Source organism: Weizmannia sp. FSL W8-0676 (assembly GCF_038593015.1).
GTDB lineage: Bacteria > Bacillota > Bacilli > Bacillales > Bacillaceae_C > Weizmannia > Weizmannia coagulans.
Genome location: NZ_CP151954.1, coordinates 794,626 through 808,283 on the forward strand (window position 1 = coordinate 794,626; position 13,658 = coordinate 808,283).

General features: G+C 42.0%; 11 protein-coding genes. 8 read left to right on the plus strand and 3 right to left on the minus strand.

Translation table 11 applies throughout. The features are described 5' to 3' along the window. Positions 1-281 precede the first annotated feature (281 nt). From secA to cccB, 4 genes are all read left to right on the plus strand, one after another. The gene (secA, locus tag NST20_RS03745; RefSeq protein WP_017553902.1) at positions 282-2,798 is read left to right on the plus strand and encodes a preprotein translocase subunit SecA; all 2,517 of its coding nucleotides are present in this window, start codon (positions 282-284) and stop codon (positions 2,796-2,798) included. A gap of 91 nt (positions 2,799-2,889) precedes the next feature. After that, a protein-coding gene (prfB, locus tag NST20_RS03750) for a peptide chain release factor 2 (RefSeq protein ID WP_100181625.1) occupies positions 2,890-3,991 on the plus strand; the annotation gives its coding sequence in 2 pieces (ribosomal slippage) (positions 2,890-2,961 and positions 2,963-3,991; 1,101 coding nt in all). A 139-nt stretch (positions 3,992-4,130) separates the two neighbouring features. Further along, positions 4,131-4,994, plus strand: a complete 864-nt coding sequence (locus NST20_RS03755; protein ID WP_029142509.1) for a YitT family protein — start codon at positions 4,131-4,133, stop codon at positions 4,992-4,994. Between the two features lie 93 nt (positions 4,995-5,087). Then, positions 5,088-5,414 carry a cytochrome c551 gene (gene cccB / locus NST20_RS03760; RefSeq protein WP_328014359.1) on the plus strand — a complete coding sequence of 109 codons (327 nt, stop codon included), beginning with the start codon at positions 5,088-5,090 and terminating at the stop codon, positions 5,412-5,414. Between the two features lie 75 nt (positions 5,415-5,489). On the opposite strand, the gene ltrA is transcribed toward cccB, so the two are convergent. Beyond that, positions 5,490-6,899: a group II intron reverse transcriptase/maturase gene (ltrA, locus tag NST20_RS03765; protein WP_013860158.1), complete on the minus strand. Its 1,410-nt coding sequence runs from the start codon at positions 6,897-6,899 to the stop codon at positions 5,490-5,492. Between the two features lie 807 nt (positions 6,900-7,706). Between ltrA and NST20_RS03770 the strand changes: the two genes are divergently transcribed. Both NST20_RS03770 and NST20_RS03775 read left to right on the plus strand, forming a co-directional pair. Further along, complete coding sequence (locus NST20_RS03770; RefSeq protein ID WP_200897832.1) at positions 7,707-7,865, plus strand: hypothetical protein; 159 nt, start codon at positions 7,707-7,709, stop codon at positions 7,863-7,865. Between the two features lie 28 nt (positions 7,866-7,893). Then, complete coding sequence (locus tag NST20_RS03775) at positions 7,894-8,268, plus strand: hypothetical protein (RefSeq protein WP_328013734.1); 375 nt, start codon at positions 7,894-7,896, stop codon at positions 8,266-8,268. A gap of 177 nt (positions 8,269-8,445) precedes the next feature. On the opposite strand, the gene NST20_RS03780 is transcribed toward NST20_RS03775, so the two are convergent. Beyond that, a complete protein-coding gene (locus tag NST20_RS03780) occupies positions 8,446-8,820 on the minus strand; it encodes a hypothetical protein (protein WP_342400101.1) in 375 nt (124 codons plus the stop codon). A 560-nt stretch (positions 8,821-9,380) separates the two neighbouring features. Beyond that, a complete protein-coding gene (locus NST20_RS03785) occupies positions 9,381-10,763 on the minus strand; it encodes a transposase (protein WP_342399745.1) in 1,383 nt (460 codons plus the stop codon). Between the two features lie 512 nt (positions 10,764-11,275). On the opposite strand from NST20_RS03785, the gene NST20_RS03790 reads away from it, so the two are divergent. Both NST20_RS03790 and NST20_RS03795 read left to right on the plus strand, forming a co-directional pair. Further along, complete coding sequence (locus NST20_RS03790; protein ID WP_161655475.1) at positions 11,276-12,439, plus strand: ABC transporter permease; 1,164 nt, start codon at positions 11,276-11,278, stop codon at positions 12,437-12,439. Continuing rightward, a complete protein-coding gene (locus tag NST20_RS03795; protein ID WP_202622427.1) occupies positions 12,440-13,138 on the plus strand; it encodes an ABC transporter ATP-binding protein in 699 nt (232 codons plus the stop codon). The last annotated feature ends 520 nt before the right edge of the window (positions 13,139-13,658 follow it).

Sequence of the window (13,658 nt, forward strand, 5' to 3'; positions counted from 1 at the left end):
TTTTGAAGTTATCCACAATTTTAAAAAAGAAATTTGCAAATTCGGCTCTTTTTGACTTTGAAAGCAGAAAAAATAGATGGAAAAATTTTCTAAATGTGGATAAGTCATTTTATCATAAAACATCTAAAAATTGATGAATTTACTCTTCAGAACTGAAAACCCGGCGGAAAAAGAGACGCAGAAAAGAAACTGTGCTATAATTAAAATTTAAAAGTCATGGCAATTACAATGATAGGGCCGAAACAGTCCTGTTTTGATACTGAAATAAAGGAGCGTTTTGAATGGTGGCTTTTTTGGACAAAGTTTTTGATGCCAACAAACGTGAACTGAAACATCTTGAGAAGATCGCAAACCAGATTGAAGAATTGGCGTCGGATATGGAAAGGCTGTCGGATGAGCAGCTGCGCGACAAAACGGAAGAGTTTAAGCAGCGTTACCAAAACGGCGAGAGCCTTGATGACCTGCTTGTGGAAGCTTTTGCGGTTGTCCGGGAAGGCGCCAGGCGTGTGCTCGGGCTTTATCCTTATCATGTCCAGCTGATGGGCGGTATTACGCTCCATGAAGGAAATATTGCCGAAATGAAAACCGGTGAAGGGAAAACGCTGACCGCCACGATGCCGGTTTATTTGAACGCCCTGTCCGGGAAAGGCGTCCATGTCGTCACGGTGAACGAATACCTGGCGAAGCGGGATGCCGAGGAAATGGGCGAGCTGTATAAATTTCTCGGGCTTACTGTCGGCCTGAATTTAACCAATATGTCGAACGAAGAAAAACAGGCCGCATATGCAGCAGATATCACATACGGGACGAACAATGAATTCGGCTTCGATTATTTGCGCGACAATATGGTGCTTTACCATGAACAAAAAGTGCAGCGGCCGCTTTATTTTGCGGTCATTGATGAAGTCGACTCGATTTTAATCGATGAAGCGCGGACGCCGCTTATAATTTCCGGACAAGCTGAAAAATCGACAGCACTGTATACACAAGCGAATGCATTTGTGCGTACATTGGAAAAAGAAAAAGATTACACTTATGATGTGAAAACGAAGAGTGTGCTGCTGACGGAAGAAGGCATCACGAAAGCTGAAAAATATTTTCACATCGACAACCTGTATGATCTCCGCAATGTGACGATCAACCACCATATTAACCAGGCGCTGAAAGCCAATGTTGCGATGCACCGGGATGTCGATTATGTCGTGCAGGACGGGGAAATCATCATCGTCGACCAGTTCACCGGCCGTCTGATGAAAGGCCGCCGTTTCAGTGAAGGGCTGCACCAGGCGATTGAAGCAAAAGAGGGCGTGGAGATCCAGAACGAAAGCATGACGATGGCCACGATCACGTTCCAGAATTATTTCCGGATGTATGCGAAGCTAGCCGGGATGACCGGTACGGCGAAAACGGAAGAAGAAGAGTTCCGCAACATTTATAATATGCGTGTTGTCGTGATCCCGACAAACCGCCCGATCATCCGCGACGACCGGCCGGATTTGATTTACAAAACGATGGAAGGCAAGTTCAGGGCCGTTGTCGAGGATATTAAGCAGCGCCACGATCTCGGCCAGCCGGTGCTTGTCGGGACGGTTGCGATCGAAACGTCTGAATTGATTTCCCAAATGTTGAAAAAGAGAGGCGTCCCGCATAACGTGTTGAACGCGAAAAACCATGCGCGTGAAGCGGAAATCATCAAACAGGCAGGGCAAAAAGGCGCGGTTACGATTGCGACAAACATGGCCGGGCGCGGTACCGATATCAAGCTTGGCGAAGGTGTCGTGGAACTGGGCGGCCTTGCCGTTATCGGAACCGAACGCCATGAATCAAGGCGGATCGACAACCAGTTGCGCGGGCGTTCCGGACGCCAGGGAGATCCCGGGGTAACACAGTTTTATCTGTCAATGGAAGATGAACTGATGCGCCGCTTCGGATCGGATAATATGAAGAGCATGATGGAACGGCTCGGTATGGATGATACGCAGCCGATCCAGAGCAAAATGGTGTCGCGCGCCGTTGAATCCGCACAAAAACGGGTGGAAGGCAATAACTTCGACGCCCGGAAACAACTGCTCCAATATGATGATGTTCTCCGGCAGCAGCGCGAGATCATTTATAAGCAGCGCGATGAAGTGCTGACGGCGGATAATTTGCGTGAAATCGTTGAAAAAATGATCCGTTCGGTCGTAGAACGCGTTGTAAACGCCAATGCGCCGCTCCATGAAGATGAGGAAGAATGGAACTTGCAGGGCATTGTCGATTATGTCCTGACCAATCTGCTGCGTGAAGGCGACATCACACGGGAAGATTTGCTTGGAAAAGAACCGGACGAAATGGTTGACCTTATCATGGCAAAAGTGAAGATGCGCTATGATGAAAAAGAAGAAGCTTTCGGGCCGGAACAGATGCGCGAATTTGAAAAAGTCATTTTGCTGCGCTCCGTTGACTCAAAATGGATCGACCATATTGATGCGATGGACCATCTCCGTGAAGGGATCCACTTGCGCGCGTATGGCCAGATCGACCCGCTGCGCGAATACCAGTCGGAAGGCTTTGCCATGTTTGAAAATATGGTTGCATCCATCGAGGAAGATACGGCAAAATATATTATGAAAGCAGAAATCCAAACCAACCTGGAGCGGCAGGAAGTGGCAAAAGGCCAGGCTGTCGTGCCGGGCGGGGAAGAAACCGCTGTGAAGAAAAAACCGGTCCGCAAAAAAGTGCGCATCGGCCGGAATGACCCTTGCCCGTGCGGCAGCGGCAAAAAGTATAAAAACTGCCACGGCCGGCTTGAGGCTTAAAATCAGGCAGGCATACGCAAAAAAAGAAGGGGCAAAACGCCGCCCTTCTTTTTTGCGGAAAACAGCAGAAAAATTTAATGAGGTGAATGGAATGGAATTATCGGAAATCAGAGCAGAATTGGAAAATACAGCTAAGAAATTAGCGGGTTTCAGGGGGTCTCTTTGAATTAGAAGAAAAAGAGACGCGCATTGCCGAATTGGAAGAAAGAATGCTGGAGCCTAACTTTTGGGACGACCAGCAGGAAGCGCAGAAAATTATTAATGAATCCAATGCTTTAAAAGAAATGGTAAACGGCTACCGTGAACTCGAGTCGCAACAGGAGGATCTCGAAGTCACGTACGAACTGGCCAAAGAAGAAAATGACCAGGAACTGAAAGAAGAGCTTGAAGCTGAGCTTGAAGGGTTTACGGAAAAATTAAATGAATACGAGCTGCAGCTGCTGTTAAACGGGCCGTATGATGCGAACAATGCGATCTTGGAACTGCATCCCGGCGCGGGTGGTACGGAATCCCAGGATTGGTGTTCCATGCTGCTCAGAATGTATACACGCTGGGGCGAGAAAAAAGGCTTTAAAGTCGAAACCCTCGATTACCTCCCGGGCGACGAAGCCGGTGTGAAAAGCGTCACCCTCCTTTTCAAAGGGCATAACGCGTACGGTTATCTTAAAGCGGAAAAAGGCATTCACCGCCTTGTCCGGATCTCGCCGTTTGATGCAGCCGGCCGCCGCCACACTTCGTTCGTCTCGTGCGAAGTGATGCCGGAAATAGACGACAACATTGAAGTGGAAGTCCGGCCGGAAGATTTGCGTGTCGACACATACCGGGCAAGCGGGGCAGGCGGCCAGCACATTAACAAAACGTCTTCGGCTGTCCGGATTACCCATATTCCGACCGGAATTGTCGTCTCCTGCCAATCGGAACGTTCGCAAATTCAGAACCGCGAACAAGCCATGAAAATGCTGAAAGCGAAATTGTACCAAAAAGAAGTAGAAGAGAAAGAGAAACAATTGGCGGAAATCCGCGGCGAACAGAAAGAGATCGGGTGGGGCAGCCAGATCCGTTCTTATGTTTTCCATCCATATTCCATGGTAAAAGATCACCGGACAAATGTTGAAACAGGGAATGTCCAGGCGGTGATGGACGGCGAAATTGATCTGTTCATTGATGCTTACCTGCGCTCACATATTTCGTAATAAGAAAAAAGTTTTCCTGAAAATTGAACGCATGACAGGCCCGGATGCCACAATGCCGGAAAATATATGAGGGGTGCGAAACAAGCGGTCCTGTATATTGGTGTGTGGCATCCGTTTTTTTATGAAAAGGGGGATGGACATGGCAAAGAAAAGGAGAAAACCGGCGAACAAATACCGGACGATGATGATGGAATATGGATACATACTTGCCGGGTCGGCAATTGTCGCGATTACATTTAATGTTTTCCTGCTTCCGAATAATATTGCGTCCGGCGGCGTCAGCGGGATCAGCACGATTTTTCACGGGCTGTTCGGATGGAAGCCGGCCTATGTGCAATGGGGGCTTAACATTCCGCTGTTTCTTGCCGGCCTCATTTTTTTAGGTTACCAATTTGGCGTCAAAACACTTGTTGGCACCGTATTTTTGCCGTTTGTTGTTTTTTTGACGGAAAATTGGCAGCCGTGGACGCATGATGCACTGCTGGCTGCACTGTTTGGCGGAATCGGCGTCGGAGCGGGGCTCGGGATTGTGTTTCTCGGCAGGGCTTCAACCGGCGGAACCGATCTGGCCGCGCAAATTATCCATAAATTTACCGGCATCTCACTCGGGAAATGTGTGCTTGCGATTGACGGGCTTGTTGTCCTGTCAGCAGCTGCTGTTTTCGATATTGAAAAGGGTTTGTATGCAATCATCGGGCTGTTTGTCACAAGCAAGACCATTGACCTCGTCCAGGTCGGCCTGAACCGTTCGAAAAATGTGCTCATTATTTCCGACAAATACGAGGATATCCGGAAAGAGATTTTGTTCCAGATCGACCGCGGGGTTACAAGGCTCCCTGCATATGGCGGATTTACCGATCAGGAAAAACCGATTCTGATGTGTGTCGTCGACCAGTCTGAATTTATTAAGTTGAGAAACCTTGTCAAAACCATTGACGGCAAGGCATTTGTTGTTGTGATGGATGCCGCCGAAGTGCTGGGCGAAGGTTTTAACATGCCGTAGCCGCGCGTTTACGCGTTTTTCGTATTTCTTGCCAAGCCCGGGCGGCCATCCGGTATAATGGAAGAAGAATGTGCACAGGAGGGAGGGCTTCATATGAAATGGCGCGCAGCTTTGGCGGTGATTCTACTTGCAGCTGGACTTTCCGCCTGTGGGAACGGGTCTCCATCATCAGACGGCGGGAAAAACACGGCAAATGGCGGCGATGCCGAAAAACTGGTAGACCAAAAATGTTCTGCCTGCCATGGCGATCAATTGCAAGGGAATGTCGGGCCGAATTTGCAGCATATCGGTTCTAAGCTTAGCGAAAAACAGATTTTAAATGTCATTGAAAACGGAAAAGGAGACATGCCAAAAGGGCTTTTAAAGGGAGATGATGCCCAAAAAGTCGCGAAATGGCTTTCCAAGAAAAAAATCGAGTAGGAGGCTAATCATTATTTGATTAGCCGACCTCTCACACCACCGTGCGTACGGTTCCGTACACGGCGGTTCTAAAGTTTACGACCGTACAGACAGATAATAATCCAGAAAACTTATATACCTTGCTCTTCGGAAGAGTTCGTTTGTAAGGGTTCTGGCTAAGATATGGCTGCCGGAGATTCTCCAGTAGCCTTTTCTTGTGTTAGCCCATTCCCACGCCTTTCTTTTATTGATCCCTAATTTCTTGAGCCAATAAAATCTTGTGCGTACTCTCTTCCATCTTTTCCAAGTTACCATTCGCATTCTTCTTCGTGTCCATTGGTCCAGTCTGGTTACCAGACTTTTCATATCCGCTAGCTTGTAGTAATTTACCCATCCTCGGACAGTGTCATTTAGCCTTTTCTTTCTTTCCTCTACGCTTAATCCGTTGCTCCTTCCTGTGATTGTGCGAATTTTCTCCTTTAATTTTTGAACACCCTTCGGGTGTACCCGGAATTTGCATTTTCCTTCATAAAGGTAGAATCCATAACTTAAGAATTTGATGTTTCTGATATGTGTGATCATCGTCTTCTCTCGGTTCACTTTGAGTCGCAATTTCTTCTCAATGAATGGGAGAATGTTATGGTATGTTCTTTCACAGCTTCTTCGGCTTTTGCAGAATATGATCACATCATCAGCGTAACGGACAAATCGGTGATTTCTTGCTTCCATTTCTTTATCCAATTCGTTTAACATTACATTGGCAAGAAGCGGACTTAGTGGTCCTCCTTGTGGAACACCGAAATCATTTGTTGTCCTTACCCCTTTGATCATAACACCTGCATTTAGGAATTTATGGATTAAGGAGATTACACGTCCGTCGTGAATTGTTTCACTCAATATCTGGATAAGCTTACTATGGTTTACCGTGTCAAAGTACTGTTCTAAGTCCAGATCTACTACATACTGGTATCCTTCATTTACATTCCTTTGGCACTTGAGAAGTGCCTGATGTGTACTTCTATGTGGTCGGAAACCATAGCTATTGTCTGAAAACTTTCTTTCATATATAGGGACTAGGACCTGCGAAATGGCTTGTTGGATGACTCGGTCCACTACCGTTGGTATTCCAAGTTTCCTTGTTTTTCCGTTGTCTTTTGGTATTTCTACCCTTCTAACGGGTTGGGGCTTGTATGTCCCATTTCGAATGGAGAGGACGAGTTCCCTCTGGTGTTCAGTTAGGTATGCCAAAAGTTCACCTGTTTTCATTCCATCGACACCGCCCGCACCTTTGTTTTTCTTTACCTTTTTATAGGCACGGTGCAGGTTATTACTTGAAAGGATTCGTTCAAGCATCCATTCGTTCTGTCTGTTGGTGTTAGTGGTGTTGTTTTCGGTTATCCTCTTGAAACTATGCCCTCTGTCATATCCTTCCTGTTCCGCAGTATCTTTTTGACAGCAGGTTTCTTCCTGTTTTCTGCATTTGTTCGTTTCTTCGGTAACTTTCATTGACTTCCACTTCCTTTAGTTCAGCCCTTCCTTCGATGCCCCAGGCATCTCCGTACTATGGCTTCTGCTGACTTCTCACGGCAAATCTTGTTTCAACCAGGTTTCATACTCTGTTTCCACCTGTCCGTGAGACCTCCCGTGGTAAGGTGATTCACTTTCATTCCATGTACCCGCACCATTTACGTTTCCACATCCGGATAGCTTTTGGGCTTTGACTTGTTCAGCAGCCTTACCCTGTGAGAGTACGCCTAATGATGTTCGTGTTCCTCGGGTCAGAATTTTGCCTCCAGCTTCCTTCAGATTCCATCTCACGATGGACACCCTTGCTCTTGGCTAATGGTTGGTCGCTACCTACCCCCATAGCGGACTTACACCGCCTAGCGAATCGCCATGCACGGCGCACTGACAAAAACGGACCGGAAAACCGGCCCGTTTTTTGGTATAAGTGGAAATTTTTCTACAGCAACTGCAAAAATATCGGCTCAGTATGGGCTAAAAAGGCAAGCGTTACGCGAGCTTTTTGAAAAAACGAAAAAATAAAATTAAACGTTTACAAATATAAAAGCCGTGTGTTATAATGTAAAAAAAATTCCAATTGGTTGTAATACAGGGAATAAATTCATACGATGCAACAGTCCTATAGTCAACCAAAATGAGGTTTGCACAAAGAGAGACTCTTTGGTGTATTCCATTTAAATGTGGAGGAGTGATAATTATTTGGTGTAGATCAATATTTATGAGTCTTTGAAAATGAACGAGAAATTGAGAGTCAATTGATCTTTATGGAAGAATGCGGAGGGGAAAATCATGGGGTTTTGGGTCATGCTTTTTTGCTTTGTTGTTGGCATTGTTCTTCTTGTGAACAGCTTTAAGTACAGGAAAAACAAGACAGCAAGATTTGGGATTGAACTTGTAATTGGTTTAATTTTTTTGGCAATATCAGTATATATGGCACTGCCGAAATAAAAATTATAATTGGAAGGGGAGAATTTTCATGAAGAAAAAATCGCTTGTGACAATCTTACTGGCTTTGTTCTTATTTATGGGGGGGATTCCGGTACTCGCACAATCGACTAATTATGCTAAAAGTACAGAAATATTGGAAGTCAAATATAATGGCTATATCCAATTTAAACCAAGTTATAAAGTCCCTAAAAAAGCTGGTTATGGATTAAAAGCAGGAAAGTATGTAAAACGTGCTTATATTAATTACACTAGAAACGGAAAATCTGTTATTGGCGGTCGTAAATATACAGCTACAAAAACTTCTGGTAATTCAATTGTATCGACAAGCGCGACATGTTGGGACTCTCCATTATGGGGAAATAAACATACAACGAAATTCAACTACGGTTGGGTATACAGATAAAATTAATAAACTTTATTGTTATGCAAACGTATAAGTAATCTTTATACGTTTGCATAACATTCCAAATTCTTCCATGTCTCTCGGGTGATTTTGAAAAAATTCTTAGTAGTTACATATTACAAATTTATTAAAAAGGACCGTTCTCATGAGACGTTATGTCAACACGCCATATTTTTTTCAAATTTTTCTAATGCTTTTGCTCTCTTTTATTATATTCACGGGGGCCTGCTTTCTTCTATACTCCTCATATGTTGATTTGCCGGAGGATGTATTTGAACAAGCTAAAAATCTTTCAATTATTGAATCTATTTTCTTTATATTTAATAAAGTTATTTTTTCGTTGCCAATACCTATTATTATTCTGCCAATGCTGCTTTTAATTGCATTATTGGGCACATATAATGTTTTAGATATTTGGATTAAGAAGCGAAAAAAAGAAATAACGATAAAACGGGCCGTTGGAGCAACGAAAAATAATATTATCTTTGAATTTATCTTAACCTTATTTATTATTAGTTGTTTTTCATATTTTTTTTTAAGAGCCTCTGCCAAAATAAAAATATACCCTTGAGCGAGGCTCTGGAAAATTAATTATCCCGATTTTTTTGCCTTTTCATCCAGATTTTCAATTCAATAGAAGTAAAACGGTCATTTTTCTTCAAAAAAAGGGCATACGTATCCCGCCTTCACAAAATGGTTTTTTTCACTACCCTTTGTGGAAAGAAAACGTTCATTTGAGTTATTCACATATCCACCTGTGAATAACTTAATTTGCTCTTTGCAGTCGATTGCGTGTCCATCCACAATTGGCCTTTCCTGTCTGATGGTACGCCATATTTGCCATGATATGCATAGATATCATGCATCGATCTACATGAGCTTCAACTGCCTGTTTCCCACGCTTGTGAACACGACGGAGACTGTATCTGTTTATTGCAAAATTAAAGTGCAGAGATGTGCAAAATTTCTATGCAAATGGTTATGCAGAGGGGCTTTACATGGAGGGGTAGCCATGATAACCTGTTTGGGTTTGCCAAATCTGTTACAGCTGGCCGCTTGGCAAAAGAATCATGGCTGCAGAGGCTCCATGTCAAGCCCTTAATAGCGAGAATTCAGATTGAATTTTTATGCGGTATAAACGAATTTATATACTGCAATACTCTGCACTTTTTTCTTGCAAAAAACATGTATCCGTCTTTTAGAATGCCAAAGATTCTTTCGATGATCGTCCTGGCACTATATAACACTTCAAATGTGCGCCCATGTTGCGGCAACTCGACATCTACTTGAGGCGTTTGATCAAAGTCTATCCTAAATACTCTTCCTTGTGCTGCCCCATTACAACATTCCGCGTGATTCGCTAGCGGGCAGGTGAGACCTTCTTGCTTGGCATTTGGATGAAATACAGGACAAGTGTAAATATATTGCCCCTTTTCCCGATCAGATCCTCTAAGTTCCATTTTATGTCCACTGATACAGATGGGAGTGCCGTACCGGTTGATTTTTTCAATCCCCCGGGCGGTAGTTGGTTTATCTTTACGGTTCCGTGGATTGATCGGTGCCACCAATTTCGCCTGTAATACATCCTTTGTCACTTTTTGATTTTCCGGCGTTTGGTAGATTCCATCTGCCAGGATAAAGCTCAACTGCTCAGCCATCTCGGGGTGCTCTGTCTTAAACGTTTCCAATGTCGGTTCTAATGTTTTCCCATCGGGTGTATTTCCTTTAAATACTTCCCGCGTCAAAGGCAAACCGGATCTCACCCCGCATACCATTGATAATTTATGCGCAATATAGGAGACTGCATTACTTTTACGCATTACCCCTACATTGTCGTCCGTAAGGACTTTGGGGCAATCGCAATCACCCTCACAAGAACACGTCTTCCTTGTTTTATTCAAGGTTGCTTCTGCCTCTATATGCGATGTATCCACGGCGGCTGCTTCCTCATTCGTTTCAACCACGCCTTCCCCTTTATTATATTCAACAACCAATAGCCGGGCTTTTTCCCAAAGACCATTTGTTGTCATGATTTGATCAAAACGAGCAAAGGAACGGTAGCTCGGAATTTTCTCCGTAAATCCACACATGGTGGCAAATAGCGGGTTTGATTTCACTTGCAAATAGACACTCTCCACCATCACTTCAATATACTGTAAAGAGGCCAGTTCAAAAGCACGAAAAAAGGGCATGAAAGGATGCGGTTTTCTCCCAGTGGAAGGGAGATGAAATAATGAAGACGCAGACTTGTCTTCTTCCTCCGTTATTGAAAATAGTGCCGGTTGTATTTCATTAGAAGGATCATGTGCTCTTTCATTTTTTAGGTGCAAATATAAAAGGGTGTAGTATTCTCGTTCAATCGGCTTAAAAATCTCCCATGGGAAACACATGGCTGGAATGACAAATGGTATATCGGCATAGTCTTGCCAATTGTGGGGAATCAAATTTTGTTGTATTGAAAAGTCTCTGGTTTGTGTTAGAATAGAAATAGTCATGAAATCACTCCCTGGATATTTGGTCGTACTTATATCTTAACAAAGGAGTGGCTTTCATGGCTCTTTTTTTTCAAAAAAAATCATCCTTTTCCGTTTTACAATATTTACCACAGGAATGAGTAGCTTAATCTATTGAAACCCGCCCAAAACCGACCAAAATGGAAAAATTTAGACACTTATCATAAATAAATTTACCCCATTAAAATCAAAAACTCACAATTTCTTTTTACATTTGTCACAATGTTCCTACAAACGTCTTCTTTCTTTAGTGGAATAAATCAACGACCTTTAATTGTCTGACTGCTTACAGTTTCAGGGGATATAGCATTTTGGCAAGGGCTCTAAACGTATTATTATTAATATTACTCATTTTTATAAAAATAAGCTATTTTTACGTAGTTAAAATGTCCTTTATATCTTTTGTTTTTCTATTTATAATCTGCTTCATTATCACAACCATTACGTTGGAAATCACTTTTCGGAATAGTATTCGTTGATAAGAGGGTAAACTAATGAATCATTTAAAAGTTCTTTGGTTAGATTTTAATTCGAATAAAAAGTCGTTTATAATTTTCTTTGTATTGAAGGTTATCATTATTTTCATGATATCCTTAACTGTCAATGAGTGTTCGATTTTAATTAACGGGTTGCAACGTTTTAATTCAATTGACGGTAATAAAGTATACGTTAATACTGACTCAACTTCGGATCAAAAAGTTTCAAAACTAATGGAGGAGTCAGACTCCATTTCCCGTATGAAGGATCTATATGATTTTGTTTCTGACAACTTTACAAAATATTCCTATTGGGATTATCCAACAGGTAAATTTGCGGGGGACCAAGAAATATTACAAGCAAGCACCGATTTGTATTTCTTTGAATTATTTAACATAAAGACAGTAATGGGAAGAAATTTTACAAAAGATGATTTAACTCCAAAAGATGATAATGTGCCGATCATTGTAGGGTTTGAATTAAAGGATAAATATAAATTGAATCATACGTATAATATGATTGACCCCAATACAGGAGAAAAAATAAAATATAAAGTAGTTGGTGTCCTGAAAAATAATGAAAGCCGTCCCTCGTTTTATGATATTGGATATAACTATTCATTAAATTATACATATTTTCGCTTACTGGACACGTCCTCTTTAGATTCCTTTGCAAATTTAGACATGGCTCTTGGTTCTCTTGTTGTTTTCTCAAAAGACGCAGCAAAAGTTAAAGAAATCGAGAAAAAATCGGCAGAGTTAAACCTGTTTGATATGAATTTCCAAAAGGTTAGCAACAATGTTTCCAATTACCTGAAACAAGTGAAAAAAGGTCTTTTTATCTCATTATCCCTCTTAATTGGAATTATTGTGATTGCAATTTTAACGACAGGAAATAAAATATTGCTTATATTAAAGGCAAATGCAAGAGATTATCTTATTCGCATGTGCTGTGGAGCAACTGCCAGGGATCTGTTTATTGAGTTCTTTTTGCAGCTCAGCTTTCTGGATTTGATTGCTCTTCTGCCCACAATTGTATATATTGTTAAATACAATTCATCTCCAATGGGCCTCTTGATTGCAGTGATTTGTAACGTCATGATTAATATGGTTCTTTTAAGTATTCCTCTGCACAGATTAAAAAAACAAAGCTTAATTTCCTTTGCAAGGAGCGAACAATAAATGACAGAGGCAAATGGCAGTACAAATTATATTATTCAAACAAAAGGTTTATCAAAATCCTATAAAGGACAAAGGGGTGTAATAGAAGTCCTGAAAAATATCAATTTAGTTGTGAAAAAAGGGGAAATGATAGGAGTAATAGGGGAATCAGGCGCAGGCAAATCTACTTTATTAAACATATTGGGGCTTTTAGATAAACCCACTTCGGGTCAATATTATATAGAGGGAGCCATCTGTAATGACTTTTCTGATAAAAAAAAGTCGCTTTATAGAAATTCCCTTTTCGGGTTTATTATTCAAGATTATGCATTAGTTGAGAAATACACAGTAAGGGAAAATCTTTCTCTTCCTTTTCTGTATCGTAAAGGAAAAAAAGTACAAAATGCTGAAGAAAAAATTCGTGCGGTTTTAGATGATTTTGGAATACTGGATAAAAAGGATGAGTTGGCTGCTAATTTATCCGGAGGCCAAAGACAGAGAGTCGCAATTGCCCGATCGATTATTAACGATCCGGAAATTATTCTGGCAGATGAACCGACAGCCGCATTAGACTCAAAAAATTCAGAGTATGTATTAAATGTTCTCGACGACTTAAAAGCTTCTGGAAAAACAATCATTTTGGTAACCCATGATATGAGTGTTGCGGGCAGGTGTGACCGTATAATAGAAATGGAAAACGGCGAATTGACCTATCTATGAAAGAAACATTCCACCTCTCATTCTAAACGAGCGTGCGGAAAATGATATAAATAGCTGTGTGATCATCTCCCTATGGAAAAATCCAGGGAGTTTTTTTATGGATATACTTGAAAAACGATAGATGAGCAAATTGCAGACAGCTCAGCTTCATTTTCAGGATCCAGTTTGTCATTACCCCTAAGAATAAATAGCCCCGCCTCTCCGCTTTCAAAGAAGAGACGTAGGGTTTCTGTAAATTTTATTTATCAAGCAGTTGAAATGCAACAGATACTCTGAGATAACCCTGCGACTAGTTGACGCTATATTCGGATGCTTGTCCCGGCCTATATGTTTCATTTCTTCATCTCAGAAACTAAAAAGTTCCAAAAACCCTGAGCTATCAAAAAAGTGTTCACCCCCATTAGGAAATTTGAAACAAAACTGTAATGTCGCTTAAGGCAAGGGATGCTATAATGGTTAATGTGCGAATTTCGAGCAATTATGCGGATTCTCGCGCGTTGAAAAGAGAAAAAAGTCAAAT

Excerpts from the sequence above, each read along its gene's own strand:
- secA (WP_017553902.1), top strand. The coding sequence starts at position 282 with ATGGTGGCTTTTTTGGACAAAGTTTTTGATGCCAACAAACGTGAACTG.
- ltrA (WP_013860158.1), bottom strand. The coding sequence starts at position 6,899 with ATGAAAGTTACCGAAGAAACGAACAAATGCAGAAAACAGGAAGAAACC.
- NST20_RS03755 (WP_029142509.1), top strand. The coding sequence starts at position 4,131 with ATGGCAAAGAAAAGGAGAAAACCGGCGAACAAATACCGGACGATGATG.
- NST20_RS03775 (WP_328013734.1), top strand. The coding sequence starts at position 7,894 with ATGAAGAAAAAATCGCTTGTGACAATCTTACTGGCTTTGTTCTTATTT.
- NST20_RS03785 (WP_342399745.1), bottom strand. The coding sequence starts at position 10,763 with ATGACTATTTCTATTCTAACACAAACCAGAGACTTTTCAATACAACAA.
- cccB (WP_328014359.1), top strand. The coding sequence starts at position 5,088 with ATGAAATGGCGCGCAGCTTTGGCGGTGATTCTACTTGCAGCTGGACTT.
- NST20_RS03795 (WP_202622427.1), top strand. The coding sequence starts at position 12,440 with ATGACAGAGGCAAATGGCAGTACAAATTATATTATTCAAACAAAAGGT.
- NST20_RS03790 (WP_161655475.1), top strand. The coding sequence starts at position 11,276 with ATGAATCATTTAAAAGTTCTTTGGTTAGATTTTAATTCGAATAAAAAG.
- NST20_RS03770 (WP_200897832.1), top strand. The coding sequence starts at position 7,707 with ATGGGGTTTTGGGTCATGCTTTTTTGCTTTGTTGTTGGCATTGTTCTT.